Here is a 21,891-nt window from a genome sequence, read left to right as displayed (position 1 = left end):
AGGGGATTTATCCCCGTTCGGCTGCGAAGCAGTCGTAAACACTGTGAATCCAAATCTGACGGGAGGAATGGATTGTCTGGTTTGTTTGGGGGCCGCTTCGCGACCCAACGGGAATAAATCCCCTCGCCACAGGTTTCCTATCGCCACGTCCGGGGTGTATCTAGGAGGTGGTTATCCGCCAGATCCCGAACGGCTGGTGAGCCGGGTCGATCCGCATGAACTGGTACTTGCCGTGCCACGTCCAGCGATGGCCGCTCATCAAGTCCTCGCCCTGGGTACTGGCGTCGTCGGGCAAACCCATTTCCCACAGCGGCAACTCGAAATTCGCTTCCTGAACGTTATGCGGGTCGAGGCTGACCGCCACCAGGATGAAGTTGCTGCCATCCGCGCTGCGCTTGCCGAAATACAGAATGTTGTCATTCCAGGCGTTATAGACCTTCAGGCCCAAATGCGTGTGCAAGGCCGGGTTTTGCCGGCGAATGCGGTTGAGCTGGGCGATTTCGGCAATGATGTTGCCTGGCGCGTTGAAGTCCCGTGGGCGGATTTCGTACTTCTCGGAGTTGAGGTATTCCTCCTTCCCCGGCACGGGTGCGGCTTCACAGAGTTCGAAACCCGAATACATGCCCCACAGCCCGGAGCCCATGGTTGCCAGCGCCGCCCGGATCAGGAAACCGGCACGCCCGGACTCATGCAGAAACGCCGGGTTAATGTCCGGTGTATTGACGAAGAAGTTCGGCCGGTAGCATTCGCGCCACGGCGATTCGTTGAGCTCGCTGAAATAAGTCGAGAGTTCGTACTTGGTGTTGCGCCAGGTGAAGTAGGTGTAGCTCTGCGAGTAACCGACCTTGCCCAAACGCGCCATCATTGCCGGCGTGGTGAACGCTTCGGCGAGGAAAATCACTTCCGGGTACAGCGCGCGCACGTCGGCGATCAGCCATTGCCAGAACGGCAGCGGCTTGGTGTGCGGATTGTCGACGCGGAAGATCTTCACGCCCTCCTCGACCCAGCCCACCACAATGTCGCGCAACTCGACCCAGAGGCTGGGAATCGCCTCGGTGGCATAGAAATCGACGTTGACGATGTCCTGATATTTTTTCGGCGGGTTCTCGGCATATTTGATCGTGCCGTCCGGCCGCCAGTTGAACCAGCCCGGGTGCTGCTTGAGCCATGGGTGATCCTGGGAACACTGGATGGCGAAGTCGAGGGCGATTTCCAGGCCGTGGTCAGCCGCGGCAGCCACTAGCCGACGGAAGTCTTCGCGGGTGCCCAGTTCCGAGTGAATCGCCTCGTGCCCACCCTCGTCGCTGCCGATGGCATACGGGCTGCCCGGATCGTCAGGGCCGGCGGTGAGGGAATTGTTCGGGCCTTTGCGGTAGCTGCGGCCGATCGGGTGGATCGGCGGGAAGTACAGCACGTCGAAACCCATGTCCTGGATCATCGGCAGCCGCGAATGCACGTCATTGAACGTACCGTGGCGCGCCGGGTCGTCGGTGATCGAACGCGGAAACAGCTCATACCAACTGGCGAACTGGGCGATCTCACGTTCGACGTCCAGCGGATACTCGGGGCTGAGGCTCAAATAGGCGCGGTGATCGGCCTTGGCCATCAGGTCGGCGCTGCGCTGGTGCAGAAACAGCGCCACCTGTTCGATTTCGAGCAACCCGGACAGCTCATGGTGCAGCGCTGCCAGTGCTTCACTCAGTTGGCCTTGGGTGCGTTCGGCCGCTTGTTGAACCAGCGTGCGACCTTCCTGCAACTCCAGACTGACGGGCACACGGGCCGAGTGCTTCTTTTCCAGCTCATAGCAGAAGCTGGCGAATTGATCGATCCAGGCCTCGATGCAGAACACATAACGGCCCTGACGCTGGACGCGGAACTGGCCCTGATAACCGTTATTGCCCAGCTCGCCCATGATTTCGGTTTGCCAGACGTCATCATCGGCAGCCCGCCAGCGAACCCTGACGGCCAGCTTGTCGTGCCCGTCGGCGAAGACTTTGCTTGTGACCACCACGTCTTGCCCGACCACCGCTTTAACGGCGAATTGCCCGCCATCAAGGGTCGGCATGGTGTTTTCAATCGCGATGCGCGGCAGCAGTAAAGCCTGCGACAACGGCATATGAGGGTTGTAGTTCAGCTCTGTCGGTTTTTCGGCAGTCATCGAGCATCTCTCCTGTACGCCCCATGGACGCTCTAGTGCACGGTCGTCATTCACGCAAAGCCATCGGCCCCGGAATGAACTCACTTAGGTTCCGAGCGACAGGCCCCGGTAAAGTTCACGGGGATTTGCCGGGATGTCCGGTGGAATCAATTCCGTTGCGCAGTGGTCAATCCACTTAAGCACGACTTACGCCAAGTGCCACTGGAGGCTTCAACGATGAGTATTCCAATCCCGGCCGAAACACCCGACCCGAACATCGACAGCCCGACGATTCCGCCTACCGAGCCCGAACCTGTGCCCGAGCAGGAACCGCCCGGCACTACCCCGCCGCCACGCGAAGATCCGCCGGAGACGATGCCGCCGGTGATCGTTGCCCCCTCGCCACAAATGCGCAGTCCGTCAGGGCTTGTCTTCCTGGCCGTTCCTGTCGAGCAACTTCACGATCTTCGGCATCACGCTAAAGATCGCCAGCGCCAGCAACGTACTGAACACCGCCGTCGCTTCACGTCCCAACCCGGCTGAAACACCGATGGCCGCAGTCATCCACAAACCAGCGGCGGTGGTCAGGCCTTTCACATGGCCTTCATCGCCTTCCTGGTTTTTCAGGATGGTCCCGGCGCCGAGGAAGCCGATCCCGGCGATCACCCCTTGCACCACACGGCTCATGGCATCGGCCTGGGAGCCGGACATCTGCGGCACCAGCACAAACAACGCGGCACCCAGAGCGACCAACATGTGTGTCCGCACACCGGCGGCCTTGCCCTTGTGTTCGCGTTCGAAACCGAGAATTCCGCCCAGCACGGCGGCCATCAACAGCCTCACGGTGATACGTGTCAGTTGTGAGGCGTCGCCGATGTCGGCGAACTCCGCTTGCAACGTCTTCCAAACTTCATGCCACCAGGCGTCCATGGTGCAATCCCAGTAAATGATCGATAAAGGATGGACCGCGCCGACCATTAATCGGTTGCACAGAACGATAGCCGCCGCTTGTGTCCTAACGCTGTAGAACCCGCAGAAAAAAGGACCTCTCCATGACAGTGCGCATCGAAAACCAGACCTGCTTCTTCACCACAGAGAACGGCGAGGAAATCCGCCTGTGCCCTGATGTGACCATCGTCACCGACGAGGTAAAAGCCATGTCGGCCGTCGATATCAACGGCAAGCACATCTACATCACCGAAGCAGAAGCCGATGCATTGACCGTAGCAGGTGCAGTCGACGGTCGTAAGCATTTGAAGGCAACGGACAGTGATTCGGTGATTTGACTGACCCGGATCAACATCCACCGCGGGCGCCTGTTATAGCGCCCCTGCCCCTGTTATCGCAGGTGCTTCAAGTTGTCGCACTGAGCGGCTCAGCGCTCATCTGATCCGCTTTTTATTGCGATACCTGAGTCTGTTATGCAAACAGATCGACGCTCATAGTGATCCGGCCTGATGGAGGCTGATGAGCGAAAGACCATGAGCGAAAGAATCCCCGTCCGAACCGTAGAAACATTGGAGCCTTCGCGTCCGAAGATGAAGGCCAAATCCAGCGACAACCTGATTCACACCCGCAGCTTCACCGGCCTGTTCCGCACCCTGCGCATGAGCGGCGCGGGTTTTCTGTTTCTGCTGTTCTTTGGCACAGTGTGGTTGAACTGGGGCGGCCGCCAGGCGGTGCTCTGGGACCTTTCCGAAAGCAAATTCCACATCTTCGGCGCGACGTTCTGGCCGCAGGATTTCATCTTGCTGTCGGCGCTGCTGATCATCGCGGCATTCGGCCTGTTTGCGATCACCGTGTTTGCCGGGCGCGTCTGGTGCGGCTACACCTGTCCACAGAGCTCCTGGACCTGGATTTTCATGTGGTGCGAGAAAATCACCGAAGGTGAACGCAACCAGCGGATCAAACTGCAAGCCGCACCCTGGGGCCTCAACAAACTGATGCGTCGCGCGGCCAAGCACACCTTGTGGCTGGCGATCAGTTTGCTGACCGGCCTGACCTTTGTCGGCTACTTCACACCGATCCGCCCGCTGGCCGAAGAACTGCTGACCTTGCAGATCGGCGGCGTCAGCCTGTTCTGGGTGCTGTTTTTCACCGGCGCCACGTACATCAACGCCGGTTGGCTGCGTGAAGCGGTGTGCATGCACATGTGCCCGTATGCGCGGTTCCAGAGCGTGATGTTCGACAAGGACACCCTGACCATCTCCTACGACGGCGCCCGTGGCGAAAACCGTGGCCCGCGCAAACGTGATGTGAGCCCGGCCGAAGTCGGCCTCGGTGATTGCATCGATTGCCAGCTCTGCGTGCAGGTGTGTCCTACAGGCATCGACATTCGCGATGGCCTGCAAATGGAATGCATCGGGTGCGCCGCGTGTATCGACGCCTGTGATTCGATCATGGACAAAATGGGCTACGCCCGTGGCCTGATCAGCTACACCTCGGAGCATGAGCTGCAAGGGGGCAAGACCCACCTGCTGCGACCACGGCTGATCGGCTACACCGCGGTGTTGCTGGTGATGATCGGCGCCCTCGCCCTGGCGCTTGTCGAGCGGCCGATGGTCTCGCTGGACGTCAGCAAGGACCGTGGACTGTTCCGGGAAAACAGCCTGGGGCAGATCGAAAACATCTACAGCCTGAAGGTCATCAACAAGACCCAGCAACGCCAGGACTACCGTTTGACCCTGGTCGATGGCGACGGCTTCCAGCTGCAAGGCAAGACTGAAATGAGCCTGGCGCCCGGCGAAATTGTCGACGTGCCGGTGTCCGTGGCAATGACCACCGAACGGCCGAGCAGCAGTTCGCAGAGCATCCGCTTCAAGATCGTCGACAGCGATGAACCCGAGATTTATAGCGTCGCGGACAGCCGCTTTGTTGCGCCGATGAACCGTTGATCCCTTAGACTGCAGTGCTGCGATTCGCGGGCAAGCCTCGCTCCTACGGCACGGTGGGAACTGTAGGAGCGAGGCTTGCCCGCGAAGAAGCCACCTCGATTTCACTGAATGACACTGAACCGGGCCTTAGATGAAACGCTACGAAAAATTCGCCGATGACATCGCTGAACTGATCCGCTCCGGCGTGCTGGGCCCCGGCCAGCGCGTGCCGTCGGTGCGCTACGCCAGCCAGACCTACGGCGTCAGCCCGTCCACGGTATTCCAGGCTTACTACCTGCTCGAGCGCCGAGGCCTGATCCGCGCCCGCCCGCGCTCCGGCTACTTCGTCAACACCCATGCGCCAAGCCCGTTTTCGGAGCCGGTGATCAGCAGCCAGGTCAACGAATCCACGGAGGTCGACGTCAGCGAACTGGTGTTCTCGGTCCTCGACTCGATCAAAGATCCGAATACCGTACCGTTCGGCTCGGCATTCCCCAGCCCTACCCTGTTTCCGTTGCAACGCCTGTCCCGGTCCCTGGCCAGCGCTGCCCGGGACATGGACCCGCGCATGGTCGTCACCGACATGTCGCCGGGCAACCCGCAACTGCGCCGACAAATCGCCCTGCGCTACATGGTCGGCGGCCTGATGCTGCCCATGGAAGAACTGCTGATCACCAACGGCGCGCTGGAAGCGCTGAACCTGTGCCTGCAAGCCGTCACCGAACCCGGCGACCTGGTGGCCATCGAAGCCCCGGCGTTCTATGCCTGCCTGCAAATCCTCGAACGGCTGAAACTCAAAGCCGTGGAAATCCCCGTGCACCCGCGCGACGGCATCGACCTTGGCGTGCTCACGCAAACCCTGGAACGCCACCCGATCAAGGCCTGCTGGTGCATGACCAGCTTCCAGAACCCCATGGGCGCGACCATGCCCGAGGCAAAGAAACAGGAACTGGTGGAGCTGTTGCGCACCCACCAGGTGCCGTTGATCGAGGACGATGTCTACGCCGAACTCTATTACGGGCAACAGGCGCCAAAACCCGCCAAGGCATTCGACACCGAAGGGCTGGTGATGCATTGCGGCTCGTTCGCCAAAAGCCTCGCGCCGGGTTATCGCATTGGCTGGGTGGCTGCCGGGCGCTATGCGCAAAAGATCGAGCGGTTGAAGCTGATGACTTCGCTGTGCGCGTCGATGCCGGCTCAGGCGGCCATTGCCGATTACCTGCAACACGGAGGTTATGACCGGCACTTGCGCAAATTGCGTTACGCGTTGGAGGAGCAACAGAGTGCGATGCTGGCGGCGATTGCGCGCTATTTTCCGGCGCAGACTCGGGTCAGCCAGCCGGCGGGCGGGTACTTTTTGTGGCTGGAGTTACCGGCGCAGATGGATTCGTTGAAATTGTTCCAGATGGCGCTGGCGCAGGGGATCAGCATTGCGCCGGGGCCGATTTTCTCACCGGCCCAGCGCTTCAGGAATTGCATTCGGTTGAACTACGGCAGCCCTTGGGATGAGGCGGCGGAAAAGGCGATGGAGACGTTGGGGCGGATTGTAAGGTCGTTTTGAGCGCAAACATAAAACTACCGGTCCCGATTATTGTTTCGAGCGCGTAGGCCTCCCAGGCGACAGGACCGAAGACATCGCAAAGCCCCCAATACTGTCGGCGTTTCTCCGCGCTACTTCGCCGTGAAGCGCCGGTTCGCCATTAAATCTATCTAAAGCCTCAGTCAAACCAAGACCTCTCTGCGCCCAGATAAATTCATCACTTAGCATAAGGTCATCTTCTGTGGCCTTGCCCGTCATGATTTTCTGCGATTTATTTACCATCGCCGCCATACCCACTTCATCGTCAGAGCTATCGAAATGGTGTGCTCTCGCTTCATCCATTTCAACATTAGATGCAACTAAACAAAAATAATCTTCAGTCCTGTTCTTCTTGCTTTGATGACTGAGTTCATGAATCAAAGTAAGTGCAAACACGGCAGCCGAGTCATTTTCTAAAAATTTAGAGTTTATATAGATTTTGTTCCGCCTATCCACATGACTAACAAATGCAGCAAGATCTTGGAAATCCCCATCGGAATCATGATAAACAACCACCTTGCCAGGCTTCGTTTCGAGGCGTTCCAGCGCCGCCAGTATTACCTGATATCGTTCTTTTAACTCGAGAATATCACTGGACTGAGGAGGGCCAAAATACGCTTCATATTTTTCCTTGTCATAAGTATGCGAGCTCAAGTTGTTTATTGTTTTCCTTACCGCATCTTTCGCCACAACCATGCTTTCACTCAAAGTGTCCATCATACTGGGGGAATGTAACCTGATATTTTTCATCCCGCGCTGTTGAATCCGCTGACGAATACCTAAAAGCTTTTCTAGCCGATAATCTAAATATGACCTCAATATTGAAAAGCGTCCCTGCTGATCAATATAGTTAACCGGATTTTTTCTGACAAACCGATAAAAATTCAAGCCATCCACGTCCTCCGCCGGATCCGGATTTAACCAACGGTGCAGCCATGGTGCGTAATAACGTGCGCCATAGTAGTAAAGCCCAGTTGCATCTCGCTCCTTACCTGAATAGCGAATGGTCTTGTAACTGGTTTCCACCGCATTCCGCCCCGCCAAGCAAGCTGTGCCACCAAACGGGTAATACACTTCCTGGCTGATCGGTTTCGCCTGCGCATCCACCTCAAACGTACTCGACCCTAAGTGATCGTCGAAGCAGTAGCGCAGTTGATCGTTTTCCACGCCATCAGGAGGCGGGCCATCCCAATGCAGCAGCCGCACAGAACACCGCCCGGCCTGAACACTGACGACCTGCAACTGCTCGCCCGTGGCACTGTTACTGTGCAGTTCGATGCCCGGCAGGTAGCGCACTTCGGAGGCATGACTGACAGATTTCGCCGAAGCGCTTCGCCATTTACGCAGGCGCATGCCTTCGCCGTCGTAGACATAGCGCTCCAGATCATCGGAGGCATGAAGCCGCGCCACTTGAGTAACCTCAGCCAGTTCATTACGGCCATTCCACTGCAACGCCTGACCGGGTTGCAGCTCCAGCAAATTGCCACGGGCATCGAACAGCGCCTCCAGATCCGCACCCGGTCTTTCTTTGATACTGCGATTGCTGTGCACCGCCACCTGCATGGTCAAGGTGTCGTTCTCCGCGCCAACATGAATGCGCTCCAGCAGATTGCCAGCCTCGTCGTAGTGATAGGTTTCGCTGTAGTTGCGCCAACGACTGGCGTCGGGCGGGCCGAAGGCTTGCCACTCGGGCAGTGCCGGGCCGAATGAGGGCTTGGCGGTTTCCCAGCCGTTAGCTTTGATCAGCTGGTACAGCGTGTCGTAGGTGAACCGCCGGACCGGTTCGATACGCTGATTGGCGAAATGCTGGATCGGTAACGCCGCGTCAGTGATTTCGGTGATGTTGCCCGCCGGGTCGTAGCGGTAGCTGAGGTTTTGCAAAAACACTCCGTCCGGGCCTTGATTGGCCAGCGACAGCAGATGCCCGTCGGCGGGGTCATAAGTGGAAAAGGTGCGCATGCCGTTGCCGGCGAGTTCCTGCTGAACTTGACCGAAGGCGTTGTACTCGATGGCGCTGACCAGCGTTTCGGCGGCAGGTTGGCCGACCCGTTGCAGACGAACGTCGCGCAGTTGCCCCACCCGATCCGGCGCAAATTGCCGGAGATGACCTTTCGCATCGATCTGGCTCAGCGCCTCGCCAGTCGCCGCGAAATGCCACGCAGAATGCAAGCCGTCACCCGGCTCCAGCAATGTGTCGCGTTCGGCCTCGGCAAGCGGCCAGTCCGGCGGATCCAGGCTGTCGAGGAAATGCCGAACCTCGGCCATTACTGCGCCCGACAGTCCATACTCGGGCAGCAATCGGCTGCCCGCCGGATCATCGTGCCGCACCGGTTGGCCGCAGCGATTGTGCAGCGCGTCATCTGGCGAAGAACTGCCCCGGTTAATCCGCTCGGCACAGCGTTCGGGTTCGTCAGGGAAGTGCTCGAAGATCGCCACTGGCCGCAGCAACGCATCGAGTTCGGTGCGACGGTGCCAGCCTCGCTGATCCCACGATTCAACAGGCTGCCCGGCCGCACCGGACAAGCTCACTTGCCACCCCGCATCGACACTGTCGCTGCAAAGTGGCTGGCCTGACAGGCTTGGGATGGTGACTAGATTGGGCGGTACCGCAACGCCGGACTGCGCCAGGGCAAACAAGCGAGGATCGCGCTGTTCAGTGAGCCGACCGGCAGCGTCGTGGAACTGGTGCGTGACCCGCGTCTCCACCGGCTCACCGACGGCGCATCGATAATACGCCAGCGCACGAACGGGCAAACCGCGTGGTTCTATGACGCTGATTGACGGCGTATGACTGTGCAAATCGTGGCGCTCATCCGGTGAGAGGCCACTCGCAATCTAGGCGCGTGAGCGACCAGCGTCTACTGTCAACAATGACAGTAAACAGCCCTTTACCGCCCTCCACCAAGATCAACAAACGTGCCGGTCGCATACGACGCCTTATCCGACAACAACCACACAATCGCCTCCGCCACTTCATCCGGCCGGCCACCGCGCGCCATCGGTATCGCCGATTCCAGCTTGCTGACCCGGTCCGGATCGCCGCTCAGTGCGTGGAAATCGGTGTAGATGAAGCCCGGTCGCACGGCATTGACGCGTATGCCTTCACCAGCCACTTCCTTGGACAGGCCGATGGTGAAGCTGTCCAGCGCACCTTTGGAAGCTGCGTAATCCACGTACTCGTTAGGTGATCCCAGGCGCGAAGCGACCGAGGATACGTTGACGATGCTGCCGCCCTGCCCGCCGTGTTTCGGTGACATGCGCAGGACAGCGTGCTTGGCGCAAAGAATGGGCGCCAGGACGTTGGTTTTGAGGGTTTTGAGAATGCGGAACTCGGACATTTCGTCGACGCGGGATTTGTGCCCGACGGTGCCAGCATTGTTGACCAGTGCGGTCACCCGACCCAGTTCGGCGTCAACACGGTTAAACAGCGCGATCACTTCGTCTTCAATGCTGACGTCGGCTCGTACGGCGATGGCCTGGGCGCCGAGGGCGCGGACCTGGTCCAGCACGCGGTGCGCGGCCTCTTCATCGGACTGGTAGTTGATGCAGATCCGATAGCCCTGTTCGGCGGCCAACAGTGCGGTGGCGGCACCGATGCCGCGGCTGCCGCCGGTGATGACGATGACTTTGTCCATGCGAGCGTTTCCCCTTCAAGCGTTTGCAGTCGGGGCCAAGAATAACCGCCATTGGCGGGTTTTGCATGGGGTCTGTTGTCTCATTGCCGACGCCATCGCGGGCAAGCCCGGCTCCCACAGGTTACGCAAAACCTGTGGGAGCGTGGCTTGCCCGCGATGAACGATAACGCGGTCCAGCATTTTCACGCCGTCGCCATCTGCTCCGCGCGAAGGATATCCATCATGAACCGCTCCGCCGGCAGCGGATGCCCCAGCAGATAACCCTGCAATGAGTCGCAGCCGAGTTGAGTCAGGAAATCCTGCTGCACATCGGTTTCCACGCCTTCGGCGACAATGCGCAGACCCAGCGCCTGGCCAAGGGCGACGATGGCGGAAACGATGGCCGCGTCGTCGCTGTCACGCTCCAGGTCGCGGACAAACCCCCGGTCGATTTTCAGTTCGTTGGCCGGCAAGCGCTTGAGGTACATCAAACTCGAATAGCCCGTACCAAAATCATCGATCGACAGGTCGACACCCATCTCCGAGAGTTCGTTAAGCACCGTCATGCTCGCATCGGCGTCGCTCATGGCGGTGGTTTCGGTGATCTCCAGGGTCAGGCTGTTGGCGGGTAAATGATGCGTGGCCAATGCCTTGGCGACGCTCTGGACCAGGCCTGCGTGGCAGAACTGCAAGGCCGAGAGGTTCACCGCGATGCGCCAGTCCGTGTAACCGAGCACGTACCATTCGCGCATCTGCCGGCAGGCTTCGTTGAGCACCCAATCGCCGATCGGAATGATCAGTCCGGTCTTCTCCGCCAGTTCGATGAACGTGTCCGGCATCAGCATGCCCTGCGTCGGGTGCACCCAGCGCAACAACGCCTCGGCACCGACGGGTCGACCGTTGCTGGCGTCGAATTTTGGCTGGTAGTAGAGACTGAATTGTTGCTGGTCCACTGCATTGCGCAGGTCTTGCACCAATTGCAGCTGTTTACGCGCGTTGCTGTTCATCGAGGCGTCGAAGAAGCTGTAGCCGTTCTTGCCCGCGCCCTTGGCGTGATACATCGCCGCGTCGGCATTCATCAGCAGCTCTTCGCAGGTCTGGCCATTTCCCGGATAAAGGGCGATGCCGACACTGGCGGAGATCTGCAAATCATGTTCGGCGACGCGGAACGAGCGTGCGATCAACCCGACCTGCCGGGCCGCCAGATTCAGTGCGTCATGCTCGTCGGCCAGTTGCACCAGCAGCACGAACTCATCGCCGCCAATCCGCGCCAGCGTGTCCTGGCTACGCAAGTCCTCGCGCAGGCGCAGAGCGACTTCACGCAGCAACTGGTCACCCATGTGATGACCGAATGCATCATTGACCGGCTTGAAACCGTCCAGATCGATGAACATCAAGGCAAAACAGCCGCCCTGTTCCTGCACTCTCGACATGGCCTGGTCGATACGGTCAGCCAGCAATACCCGATTTGGCAGGCCGGTCAGGGTGTCGTGCAGCGCCAGTTGGGTCAGTTCACGGTTAGCCTCTGTCAGCGAGTGGGCCAACTCGGCGGTGCGAGCTTCCAGGCGTGCATCGAGAATCGAAGTGAGCAAGGCAATGCTCAGCACCGCCATCGTAGTGATCAGCACCAGGCTGTCCAGGCCCTTGCCATTCAAACCGCTGATCGCCGCGCCACAAAAACTGCCGTCGGGAAAACGCGCGGCGGCCATGGCGGTGTAGTGCATGCCGACAATGGCAATGCCCATGATCACCGCCGCACCGCCTCGCAGCAGGCTGACATAAGGCGTGTGCCGGCGCAGGCGGAAGGCGATCCATAACGCAGCGCCCGACGCGCCGACGGCGATGAGCAGAGAAGCGCCGAACAGTGTCGGGTCGTAATCGATACCCGGCTGCATGCGCATGGCGGCCATGCCGGTGTAGTGCATGGCGCTGATACCAGCGCCCATCACCAGCGCGCCGAGCACCAATTGCCAGCTCGGCAGTTGTGGCTGGCTGACCAGCCACAGGGCAAAACCGCAGGACAGGATCGCGGTCAGCAGCGACAGGGCTGTCAGAGTGACGTCGTAGCCCAGGGCAATAGGCAGTTCAAACGCGAGCATGCCGATGAAATGCATCGACCACACACCAATGCCCATCGCCAACGCGCCGCCGGCCGTCCAAAAATGCACGGCACGGCCTTTGGCAGTGGCGATGCGCCCGGTCATGTCGAGCGCGGTGTAGGACGCGAGAATCGCCACGAAGAGCGAAATGATAACCAGCGTGGGGGAATAACTACCAATGAGCATGGGACTTCTCGAGACTACCCGCCGTACTGCTTCCATTCTCGGGGGGCAAATCGGGCGATTGTACTGATTGCATGAAAGAACGCACTGACAAAATGAGCAAAGGGCCATCAACCCGATGAAACGCTTGTTTGATTGCTCGCAGTTCCTCTGTATCGACCTCCGTGGGCACGCCGCGCGCCTGTAGGAGCAGAGCTTGCTCGCGAAGACGGATTCACATTCAACATAGATGTTGGCAGGTCTACCACCATCGCGAGCAAGCTTTGCTCCTACAGGTCAAGCTGGCCATCCCAACCGCCGCCCAGCGCTGCAATCAACTGCACGCTGGCAATCAGGCGACTCTGCAACAGATCCAGCATGTTGCGTTCATTGTTCAGCGCCGTGGCTTGCACCACCACTACATCCAGATAGGCAATCAACCCGGCCTTGTACTGATTCTGGGTCAGGCGCAAGGATTCGCGCGCCGCGTCCAGGGCCTGCTGACGCACGACGGATTCGTTTTCCAGGACCTTGAGCTGGACCAGATAATTTTCCACCTCGCGGAAGCCGTCGAGCACGGTCTGGCGGTACTTGGCCACGGTTTCATCGTAGGCGGCCTCGCTGCGATCGACTTCCGCCGAACGTTGACCGCCGTCGAACAAGGTCATCGCCAGTTGCGGGCCGACCGACCAGAAGCGGTTCGGCACGCTGATCCAGTTGGACGACGTACTGCTGCTGTAACCGCCGTTCAGGCTCAGCGTCAGGTCAGGGTAGTAAGCCGCCTTGGCCACGCCGATGTTGGCGTTGGCTGCCATCACCGAACGCTCGGCGGAAGCGATGTCCGGGCGCCGCTCCAGTAATTGCGAAGGCAGGTTCAGTGGCACGTCAGGCAAGACCGGGATGTCTTGGGTTTCCGCGAGGCTGAACTCGGCCGGCGGCAGTCCGATCAGCACGGCGATGGCGTTCTCGAACTGGGCGCGCTGCCAGATCAGATCGACCAGGTCGGCCTCGGTGCTCTTGAGCTGAGTGGTGGCCTGGGCCACCGCGTCCTTGCCGGAAACACCGGCGCGGTATTGGTTTTCGGTCATTTTCAGGGAGCGCTGATAGGCCTCGACCGTCGCTTGCAACAGGCGTTTCTGCTCATCGATCACACGCAGTTGCAGGTAGTTCTGCACCAGTTCCGACTGCTGGCTCAACCGCATCGCCGCCAGATCGGCAAAACTCGCCTCGGCATTGGCGGTGTCCGCCTCAAGGCCCCGGCGCAGTTTGCCCCAGACATCGGCCTCCCAACTGACCCCAGCTTGTGCGGTATAGGTGTCGCGGATACCACTGGAAGAACTGGTCAGGCTCGAACTGCTGCTGCCGGTGCCCTGGCTGGAACGGTTTTTCCCGACCGTCAGGTCCACGGTCGGGAAAAACGCACCGCGTGCGCTGCGCACCAACGCCTGGGCCTGACGGTATTGGGCTTCGGACTGGGCAACCGTCTGGTTGGCGTTGTTGAGTTGCTCGATCAGGCCATTGAGCTGCCGGTCGCCATACAGCTCCCACCAGGCACCGCGGGCCAGGGAATCGCTTGGGTTGGCCTGACGCCAACCGGCCGCTTCCTTGTATTGCGCCGGCGCAGCGGCTTGCGGGCGCTGGTAATCCGGGCCGATGGCGCAGGCACTGAGCAGCGCCACGCACAGCGACAGGCTCAGCAAACGCGAGCCGCGGGCCGTGATCAGCGGTGCAGACAGGTTGATTAGCGAACGGTCAGTCATAGCGGAGTTTCCAGAGCAGCATCGGTACGCACCCCACGCCAGTGGTTGAAACGATGGCGCAGTTTGTCGAGATAGAGGTAAACCACCGGGGTGGTGTAAAGGGTCAGCACCTGACTGAAGATCAGCCCGCCGATGATGGTCAGGCCCAGGGGTTGACGCATCTCCGCCCCCTCGGCACGGCTCAGCAACAGAGGCAAGGCACCGAGGATCGCGGCGAGCGTGGTCATCAGAATCGGTCGCAGGCGTTGCAGGCAGGCGCTGCGAATCGACTCCAGCGGTTCCAGGCCCTGATGCCGCTCGAGTTGCAACGCGAGGTCGATCATCAGAATGGCGTTTTTCTTCACCACACCGATCAGCAAAAACAGCCCCAGCAACGAAATCAGGCTGAACTCGCCGCCCAGCGCATAGATCGACAGCAACGCGCCGACCCCGGCCGACGGCAAGGTCGATAGGATGGTCAGCGGGTGGATGTAACTCTCATACAGCACGCCCAACACCAGATACACCGCCACCAGTGCGCCCAGAATCATCCATGGCTGGCTCTTCTGCGTCGCGGCGAAAGCGTCAGCGGTGCCCGCCATTTTCACGATCACGTCTTCCGGCATGCCGAGTTTGGCAATCGCCCGCTCGATCGCAGCCGTGCCCTGCTCCACCGTCACGCCTTCCGCCATGTCGAAGGAAATGCTCTCGGATGCAAACTGGCCTTCGTGGCTGACGCGGTCGTCTTCCAGGCTGTTTTCGTAATGGGCGATGGTCGACAGCGGAATTCGCGCGCCGTCGGCGGTGATGACCTGAACCTGCTTGAGGGTGATCGGGTCCTGGGCGTATTTCGGATTGACCTCCATCACCACCTGATACTGGTTGAGGCTGTCGTAGATCGTCGAAATCTGCCGCTGGCTGTAGGCGTTGTTCAGGACGGAAGTGACCATGTCCATGTCGACGCCCAGCCGTTTGGCCTGATCACGATCGACGATCAGGGTCACCTGCTGCGCGCCACGTCCTTCACGGGCGTCAATCGCGGTCAGCTCCGGCAACGCCTTGAGCGCGGTCACCACTTTCGGATACCACTGGCGCAGTTCGCCAAGGTCGGCGCTTTGCAGGATGTAGGAATACTGCGAGGTGGTCTGCTCGCGGCCACCGCCAAATTGCAGGTCCTGATCCGCCATCAGCATCAGTTGCGCACCGGGGACCTTGGGCATTTCCTTGCGCAAGCGTTCAATCACTTTTTGCGCGGAAATACCCCGCTCCTTGATCGGTTTCAGACGCACCAGCATGAAGGCATTGTTGGTGCCGTTGGTGCCACCGATGAAGCCGGCAACGCTTTCCACCGCTTCGTCCTTGAGCACGGCCCGGCGGAAGATTTCCATTTTGGGCTGCATCACGCTGAACGATAGACCGTCGTCACCGCGCACGAAGCCGATCAGCTGGCCGGTGTCTTGCTGAGGCATGAATGTTTTAGGAACAACGACATACAGCGCGATGTTAACGCCAACTGTAACGATGAGACTGAGCAAAGTCAGGCGCCGGTGACGCAGCACCCAGTCGAGGCTGGTGGCGTATTTACCGACCATCCACTCATTCGCTCGCCGACTCCAGCGTTGCAGGCGGTTTTCCTGACCTGGCGTATGCGGCTTGAGCCAACGGGCGCACAGCATCGGTGTCAGAGTCAGCGAGACCACCAGCGACACCACGATGGACGCCGCCAACGTAATGGAAAACTCACGGAACAGGCTTTCGATAATCCCGCCCATGAACAGGATCGACAGGAACACCGCGACCAGCGAAACGTTCATCGACAACAGCGTAAAGCCGACTTCCTGGGCACCGAGGTAAGCGGCCTTCATCGGCGGCACGCCTTCGTCGATGTGCCGGGTGATGTTCTCCAGCACCACGATGGCATCGTCCACCACCAGCCCGGTAGCCAGAATCAGCGCCATCAGCGACAGGTTGTTCAGGGAAAACCCGTACAGGTACATGACCGCAAAGGTGCCGACCAGGGAAACCGGCACCGCGAGGGTCGGAATCAGCGAGGCACGGAAGTTACCGAGAAACAGGAACACCACCAGAATCACCAGCGCGACGGCAATCAGCAGGGTCATTTCCGCTTCGTGCAGCGTTGCCTTGATCACCGGCGAACGGTCCATGGCCAGGTTCAGTTTGACGCTGGCCGGCAATACCGCCTGCAAGGCCGGCAATTGGGCCTTGATCTCGTTGACCGTCTCGATGATGTTGGCGCCGGCCTGACGGTTGATCACCAGCAGGACCGCCGCATCGTCGTTGAAGAAGCCGCTGTTGTAGCGGTCTTCCACGCCGTCGCTGACCTTGGCCACGTCCTTCAACCGCAGCGCCGCACCACCGTTGTAATGGATGATCAGCGACTCGTAATCCTTGGCTTTTTCCAGTTGATCGTTGGCCTGAACCTGCCACAACCGCTGGCCGTCTTCGACCGAACCCTTGGGCCGGCGCACGTTGGCATTGGCGATGGTGTTGCGCACATCGTCCAGCGCCACGCCGTACTGGTTGAGCGCTTGCGGTTCGAGCTCGATGCGCACCGCCGGCAGGGAGCTGCCGCCGATCTGCACTTCACCCACGCCCTGCACCTGGGACAGGCTCTGGGACAGGATCGTCGAAGCCAAATCGTAGAGCTGGCCTTTCTCCAGCACGTCCGAGGTCAGCGACAGCACCATGATTGGCGCCTGGGACGGGTTGACCTTCTTGTAGGTCGGCATGCTGCGCATCCCGCTCGGCAGCAGGTTGCGCGAGGCATTGATCGCCGCTTGCACTTCCCGCGCCGCGCCGTTGATGTCGCGGTCGAGGTCGAATTGCAGAATCACCCGGGTCGAACCCTGACTGGAACGGCTGCTCATGGTGTTGACCCCGGCGATGGCGCCGAAGGAGCGTTCGAGCGGCGTGGCCACGGTTGAAGCCATTACCTCGGGGCTCGCACCGGGAAGACTGGCCTGGACCACGATCACCGGAAAATCCATCTGCGGCAGCGGTGATACCGGCAGCAAACCGAAGCTCACCCCGCCCAGCAGCATGATCGCCAGACTCAGCAACATGGTCGCGACCGGGCGCTTGATGAAAGGTCCGGACAGGTTCATGGCTGCTCGACCGCTTCCACGGACTCGGATTTGCGGCCCCAGCGCCGACCGAGGCGGTCGAAGTACAGGTAAATCACCGGGGTGGTGAACAGCGTCAACACCTGGCTCACCAACAGACCGCCCACCATCACAAGGCCCAAGGGCTGGCGCAGTTCAGCGCCGGAACCGGTGGCCAGCATCAACGGCACCGCGCCAAACAGCGCGGCCAGTGTGGTCATCAGGATTGGCCGGAAACGCAGCAGCGCCGCCTGATAGATCGCCGTTTCCGGGTCCATGCCCTGATTGCGTTCAGCGTCGAGGGCGAAGTCGATCATCATGATCGCGTTCTTTTTCACGATACCGATCAGCAGAATGATGCCGATGATCGCGATCATCCCCAGGTCATTGCCGCTCAACAGCAACGCCAGCAAGGCGCCGACCGCCGCCGAAGGCAAGGTCGAGAGAATGGTGATTGGATGGATGTAGCTCTCGTACAGCACGCCAAGCACGATGTACATGGTCACCACCGCCGCCAGAATCAGCAGCAACGTGCTCGACAACGACGCCTGGAACGCTTCCGCCGCGCCCTGGAACTGGGTCTGCACACCAATCGGCATGCCGATGTCTTTCTGTACCTGTTCGATGATTTCCACTGCATGCCCCAGCGCCACGCCGGGCGCGAGGTTGAAGGACATCATCACCGCCGGGAACTGGCCGATGTGGGTGATCGCCAGTTGCGCCTGGCGCTCCTCGATGTGCGCCAGGCTGGACAGGCGCACTTGCCCGCCATCGGTGGTCTTGACGTGAATCTGGTTCAACGCATCCGGGCCGATTTTCTCGCCGGACTGCGACTGCAGCACCACGCGGTACTGGCTGGCCTGGGTGTAGATGGTGGAAATCTGCCGCTGACCGAAAGCGTCATACAGCGCATCGGTAATATTCGACACCGACACCCCCACCCGCGACGCCGCATCGCGGTCGATCACCAGATAGACCTGCAAGCCTTTGTCCTGCAAATCGCTGGCAACATCGGTCAGCTCCGGCCGCTGGGCCAGCGCTTCGACCAGACGACCGCTCCACAGGCTGAGCAACTCGGAATCCGGCGACGACATGCTGAATTGATACTGCGTGCGGCTGACCCGGTCTTCGATGGTCAAGTCCTGAACCGGCTGCATGAACAGGCGAATGCCGACCAGCTTGTCCAACTCCGGTTGCAGACGAGCGATCACCTCGGTCGCGCTCAAGTCACGATTGCTGTGGGACTTGAGGTTGATCAGCAGACGGCCGCTGTTCAACGTCGAGTTGTCGCCATCGACACCGATGTAGGACGACAAACTCTCCACCGCCGGATCCGCCAGGATCACTTTGGCCAGTGCCTGCTGGCGTTCGCTCATTGCTGCAAACGAGATCGACTGCGGTGCCTCGGAAATCCCCTGGATCACCCCGGTGTCCTGCACCGGGAAGAAGCCCTTCGGCACGACCATGTAAAGGAACACGGTTAACGCCAAAGTACCGATCGCCACCAGCAACGTCAGCGGTTGATGCTTGAGAACCCACTTTAACTTGCGCCCGTAAGCCGCGATCATCCAATCAATTGTGGCGCCGCTGGCCCGATAGAAACGGCCCTGTTCTTCTTCCTTGGGTTCACGCTTGAGCAGCCGCGCGCACATCATCGGCGTCAGGGTCAGCGAGACCACCAGGGAAATCAGGATCGCCACTGCCAGGGTGATCGCAAACTCGCGGAACAGTCGCCCCACCACGTCGGCCATGAACAGCAGCGGGATCAGGACCGCAATCAGCGACAGCGTCAGGGAAATCAGGGTGAAACCGATTTGCTTCGCGCCCTTGAGCGCCGCGTTCAGCGGACTGTCGCCCTCTTCGATAAACCGGGAAATGTTCTCCAGCATGACGATCGCATCGTCCACCACAAAACCGGTGGCGATGGTCAGGGCCATCAGCGTCAGGTTATTCACCGAGAAACCGGCGAGGTACATCACGCCGAAGGTGCCGATCAGCGACAGCGGCACGGCCACCGACGGAATGATCGTGGCGCTGGCCCGCCGCAGGAACAGGAAGGTCACCATCACGACCAGCGCGATGGCGATCAGCAGTTCATGTTGCACATCGGTGACGGAGGCACGGATGGTTTGAGTGCGGTCGGTCAGCACGGTGACGTCAAGGCCGGCTGGCAGGTTGTCGGTAATGCTCGGCAGCAAGGCCTTGATCCGGTCGACCACCTCGATGACGTTGGCGCCGGGCTGGCGCTGGATGTTCAGCAACACGGCCTGGTTTTCATTGGCCCATGCCGCCAGGCGTTCGTTTTCCGCCCCGTCGACGATTTCGGCCACGTCCTTGAGGCGCAATGGCGCACCGTTGGCGTAGGCCAGGATCAGGTTGGCGTAATCCTTGGGCGAAGTCAGTTGATCGTTTGCATCGAGCATCGAAACCCGGGTCGGGCCGTCGAAGTTGCCTTTGGGCTGGTTGACGTTGGACGCGCCAATCAAGGTGCGCACGTCCGACAGGTTCAGGCCGTTGGCCGCCAGGGCTTCGGGGTTGACCTTGATTCGCACCGCCTGACGCTGGCCGCCGGCAATGCTGACCATGCCCACGCCGCTGATCTGGGCGATTTTCTGCGCCATCCGTGTATCGACCAGATCGTTGAGCTTGGGCAGCAACATGGTCTTGGAGGTGATGGCCAACGTCAGCACCGGGGTGTCCGCCGGGTTGACCTTGTTGTACACCGGCGGCGCCGGCAGGTCCTTGGGTAACAAATTGGTCGCGGCGTTGATCGCGGCCTGAACTTGCTGTTCGGCGACGTCCATGTTGATGTCGAGGCTGAAACGCAGGGTCAGCACCGAAGCACCACCGGAGCTGGTCGAGGCCATCTGCGTCAAGCCGGGCATCTGCCCGAACTGACGCTCGAGCGGAGCCGTGACCGCGCTGGTCATGACGTCCGGACTGGCGCCGGGATACAACGTCATCACGCGGATGGTCGGGTAATCGACCTGGGGCAATGCCGAAACCGGCAACAGCCGATAGGCGATCACGCCAGCCAGCACAATGGCCAGCATGCTCAGGGTCGTCGCTACCGGACGAAGGATGAACAGCCGCGAGATGTTCATGCGCCGCCCTTTTTCGCCTTGTCAGTCACTGTCGCGTCAGGCCCGGTGGCAGCCGACTTGCCTTGCAGATGTTCTGTCGGAGTCGTCGGCACATCCTTGCTGTCGTTGACCACTTCCACTTCGCTGCCTTCCTTCAGGCGGTCAGTGCCTTCCAGGACGACGCGATCGCCGGCCACCAGGCCGTCAGTGATCACCGTTTTTTCACCGTCGCTGGCGCCGACTTTCAACTGACGGATCGTGACTTTCTTGTCGCCATCCATCGCATAGACGAAAGTGCCATTGGTACCGAACTGGATGGCTGCCGAGGGCGCGAGCACTACGTCCTTGAGGGTGTCAGCCAGCAGATGGACGTTGACGAACTGGTTGGGAAACAGCGCCTGATCACGGTTCTCGTAACGGGCCTTGAATTTCAAGGTGCCAGTGGTGACGTCGATCTGGTTGTCGAGGCTCTGCAAGACACCGGTGGCCTGCAATTTGGTGTCGCCACGGTCCCAGGCTTCGGCGGGCAACCTGGCACCCGTGCGATAGCGGGCCAGTACCACGTCGAGGCTGTTTTCCGGCAAGGTGAAGGCAACGCTGATGGGTTGGGTCTGGGTAATGATTGCCAGCGCCGTGGTGTCATTGGCGGCAACCAGGTTGCCGACGTCGAGCTGGCGCAGGCCCACGCGGCCGGTAATCGGCGCGCGGATTCTGGTGAATTCGAGATTCAGCTTGGCGTCATTGACCGCCGCCTGATTGGTCTTGACCGTGCCCTGATACTGGCCCACCAGCGCTTCGGCGGTGTCCAGGGTCTGTTTGGCGATACTGTCTTCGCGGTACAGACCACGATAACGCTCGACATCGACCTGGGCGTTTTTCAGTTGCGCCTGATTCTGCAGCAAGGTGCCTTCGGCCTGCAGCAAGGCGTTCTGGTAAGGACGCGGATCGATTTCAGCCAGCAAGTCACCGGCCTTGACCATCTGCCCTTCTTCGAACGACACCTTGATCAGCTCGCCGCCCACCCGGCTGCGCACATTGATGGTGTTCAGCGCCGTCACGGTGCCCAGCGCCTTGTAATACAGCGGGAAGTCGCCTTTGACCGCAGGCGCCACACGCACCGGAACCGGCCCCGTCGCGCCGCCGAAACCCGGACGCATGCCACCCGAACGGCCGGTGTGCCCCGCCACGGCTTTTTGCCCTGCGCCTTCTTTTGGCGCAGCGCTGCCGGGCCAGAACTTCCAGCACAGGCCAGCAATGACCAACAGGACAAGCAGGCCGAACAGCCAGCGACGAGGACTACGGGAAGCAGAGGATTGCATTGAATGATCAACCATTGGGCGCGTGGGCTTCTTCTACGGGAGGCTGAACGATAAGCACTGGCGGGTATTTAGCAAAGCGCCTTTACCGGCAATTTACCTTCGGCTTACGTAACAGGAGATTTATCTAAGACACTGAAGCACAAATGAAAACGGCCTGGACAGGG

Annotated in this window: 12 protein-coding genes; 3 read left to right on the top strand and 9 right to left on the bottom strand. The window is 60.1% G+C overall.

Annotated features, from left to right (window positions below):
- Positions 1-160: 160 nt before the first annotated feature.
- Both J2Y86_RS02465 and J2Y86_RS02460 read right to left on the bottom strand, forming a co-directional pair.
- Positions 161-2,158: an alpha-1,4-glucan--maltose-1-phosphate maltosyltransferase gene (locus J2Y86_RS02465; RefSeq protein WP_253427853.1), complete on the bottom strand. Its 1,998-nt coding sequence runs from the start codon at positions 2,156-2,158 to the stop codon at positions 161-163.
- 399 nt (positions 2,159-2,557) lie between these two features.
- Positions 2,558-3,067, bottom strand: a complete 510-nt coding sequence (locus tag J2Y86_RS02460; protein ID WP_253427852.1) for an MgtC/SapB family protein — start codon at positions 3,065-3,067, stop codon at positions 2,558-2,560.
- Positions 3,068-3,189: 122 nt separating this feature from the next.
- On the opposite strand from J2Y86_RS02460, the gene J2Y86_RS02455 reads away from it, so the two are divergent.
- The 3 genes from J2Y86_RS02455 (at position 3,190) to mapR (ending at position 6,571) form a co-directional block, all read left to right on the top strand.
- Positions 3,190-3,423: a DUF3203 family protein gene (locus tag J2Y86_RS02455; RefSeq protein WP_253427851.1), complete on the top strand. Its 234-nt coding sequence runs from the start codon at positions 3,190-3,192 to the stop codon at positions 3,421-3,423.
- A 195-nt stretch (positions 3,424-3,618) separates the two neighbouring features.
- A complete protein-coding gene (gene ccoG, locus J2Y86_RS02450) occupies positions 3,619-5,031 on the top strand; it encodes a cytochrome c oxidase accessory protein CcoG (protein WP_253427849.1) in 1,413 nt (470 codons plus the stop codon).
- A 130-nt stretch (positions 5,032-5,161) separates the two neighbouring features.
- Positions 5,162-6,571, top strand: a complete 1,410-nt coding sequence (gene mapR, locus J2Y86_RS02445) for a GntR family transcriptional regulator MpaR (protein WP_253427848.1) — start codon at positions 5,162-5,164, stop codon at positions 6,569-6,571.
- 27 nt (positions 6,572-6,598) lie between these two features.
- Here mapR and J2Y86_RS02440 read toward each other — a convergent pair whose 3' ends face one another.
- The 7 genes from J2Y86_RS02440 to J2Y86_RS02410 all read right to left on the bottom strand — a co-directional run bounded on the left by J2Y86_RS02440 (position 6,599) and on the right by J2Y86_RS02410 (position 21,742).
- Positions 6,599-9,295 (bottom strand): RHS repeat-associated core domain-containing protein, encoded by a 2,697-nt coding sequence (locus tag J2Y86_RS02440; protein ID WP_253427847.1) that lies wholly within the window; start codon positions 9,293-9,295, stop codon positions 6,599-6,601.
- A 182-nt stretch (positions 9,296-9,477) separates the two neighbouring features.
- Positions 9,478-10,224 (bottom strand): SDR family oxidoreductase, encoded by a 747-nt coding sequence (locus J2Y86_RS02435; protein WP_253427846.1) that lies wholly within the window; start codon positions 10,222-10,224, stop codon positions 9,478-9,480.
- A gap of 182 nt (positions 10,225-10,406) precedes the next feature.
- Positions 10,407-12,488: a putative bifunctional diguanylate cyclase/phosphodiesterase gene (locus J2Y86_RS02430; protein WP_253427845.1), complete on the bottom strand. Its 2,082-nt coding sequence runs from the start codon at positions 12,486-12,488 to the stop codon at positions 10,407-10,409.
- 266 nt (positions 12,489-12,754) lie between these two features.
- A complete protein-coding gene (locus J2Y86_RS02425) occupies positions 12,755-14,224 on the bottom strand; it encodes an efflux transporter outer membrane subunit (protein WP_253427844.1) in 1,470 nt (489 codons plus the stop codon).
- Positions 14,221-17,328, bottom strand: coding sequence for an efflux RND transporter permease subunit (locus J2Y86_RS02420; RefSeq protein WP_253427843.1), 3,108 nt, complete (start codon positions 17,326-17,328; stop codon positions 14,221-14,223). Before J2Y86_RS02420 ends, J2Y86_RS02425 begins: the two co-directional genes overlap by 4 nt.
- Positions 17,325-20,429: an MdtB/MuxB family multidrug efflux RND transporter permease subunit gene (locus tag J2Y86_RS02415; RefSeq protein WP_253427841.1), complete on the bottom strand. Its 3,105-nt coding sequence runs from the start codon at positions 20,427-20,429 to the stop codon at positions 17,325-17,327. The genes J2Y86_RS02420 and J2Y86_RS02415 overlap by 4 nt, the downstream gene beginning before the upstream one ends.
- On the bottom strand, positions 20,426-21,742 hold the full coding sequence (locus tag J2Y86_RS02410; protein WP_253427840.1) for an MdtA/MuxA family multidrug efflux RND transporter periplasmic adaptor subunit: 1,317 nt from the start codon (positions 21,740-21,742) through the stop codon (positions 20,426-20,428). Before J2Y86_RS02410 ends, J2Y86_RS02415 begins: the two co-directional genes overlap by 4 nt.
- Positions 21,743-21,891 lie beyond the last annotated feature (149 nt).

The sequence above is a fragment of the Pseudomonas migulae genome (assembly GCF_024169315.1).
GTDB classification, from domain to species: Bacteria; Pseudomonadota; Gammaproteobacteria; order Pseudomonadales; family Pseudomonadaceae; genus Aquipseudomonas; species Aquipseudomonas migulae_B.
The sequence above is the reverse complement of the archived record's forward strand: the minus strand, read 5'-3'. Positions and strand labels throughout refer to the sequence as shown.

What these genes read in the sequence shown, in the direction of transcription:
- mapR (WP_253427848.1), top strand. Translation starts at nt 5,162, where the DNA reads ATGAAACGCTACGAAAAATTCGCCGATGACATCGCTGAACTGATCCGC.
- J2Y86_RS02465 (WP_253427853.1), bottom strand. Translation starts at nt 2,158, where the DNA reads ATGACTGCCGAAAAACCGACAGAGCTGAACTACAACCCTCATATGCCG.
- J2Y86_RS02430 (WP_253427845.1), bottom strand. Translation starts at nt 12,488, where the DNA reads ATGCTCATTGGTAGTTATTCCCCCACGCTGGTTATCATTTCGCTCTTC.
- J2Y86_RS02455 (WP_253427851.1), top strand. Translation starts at nt 3,190, where the DNA reads ATGACAGTGCGCATCGAAAACCAGACCTGCTTCTTCACCACAGAGAAC.
- J2Y86_RS02415 (WP_253427841.1), bottom strand. Translation starts at nt 20,429, where the DNA reads ATGAACATCTCGCGGCTGTTCATCCTTCGTCCGGTAGCGACGACCCTG.
- J2Y86_RS02435 (WP_253427846.1), bottom strand. Translation starts at nt 10,224, where the DNA reads ATGGACAAAGTCATCGTCATCACCGGCGGCAGCCGCGGCATCGGTGCC.
- J2Y86_RS02420 (WP_253427843.1), bottom strand. Translation starts at nt 17,328, where the DNA reads ATGAACCTGTCCGGACCTTTCATCAAGCGCCCGGTCGCGACCATGTTG.
- J2Y86_RS02410 (WP_253427840.1), bottom strand. Translation starts at nt 21,742, where the DNA reads ATGGTTGATCATTCAATGCAATCCTCTGCTTCCCGTAGTCCTCGTCGC.
- J2Y86_RS02460 (WP_253427852.1), bottom strand. Translation starts at nt 3,067, where the DNA reads ATGGACGCCTGGTGGCATGAAGTTTGGAAGACGTTGCAAGCGGAGTTC.
- J2Y86_RS02425 (WP_253427844.1), bottom strand. Translation starts at nt 14,224, where the DNA reads ATGACTGACCGTTCGCTAATCAACCTGTCTGCACCGCTGATCACGGCC.
- ccoG (WP_253427849.1), top strand. Translation starts at nt 3,619, where the DNA reads ATGAGCGAAAGAATCCCCGTCCGAACCGTAGAAACATTGGAGCCTTCG.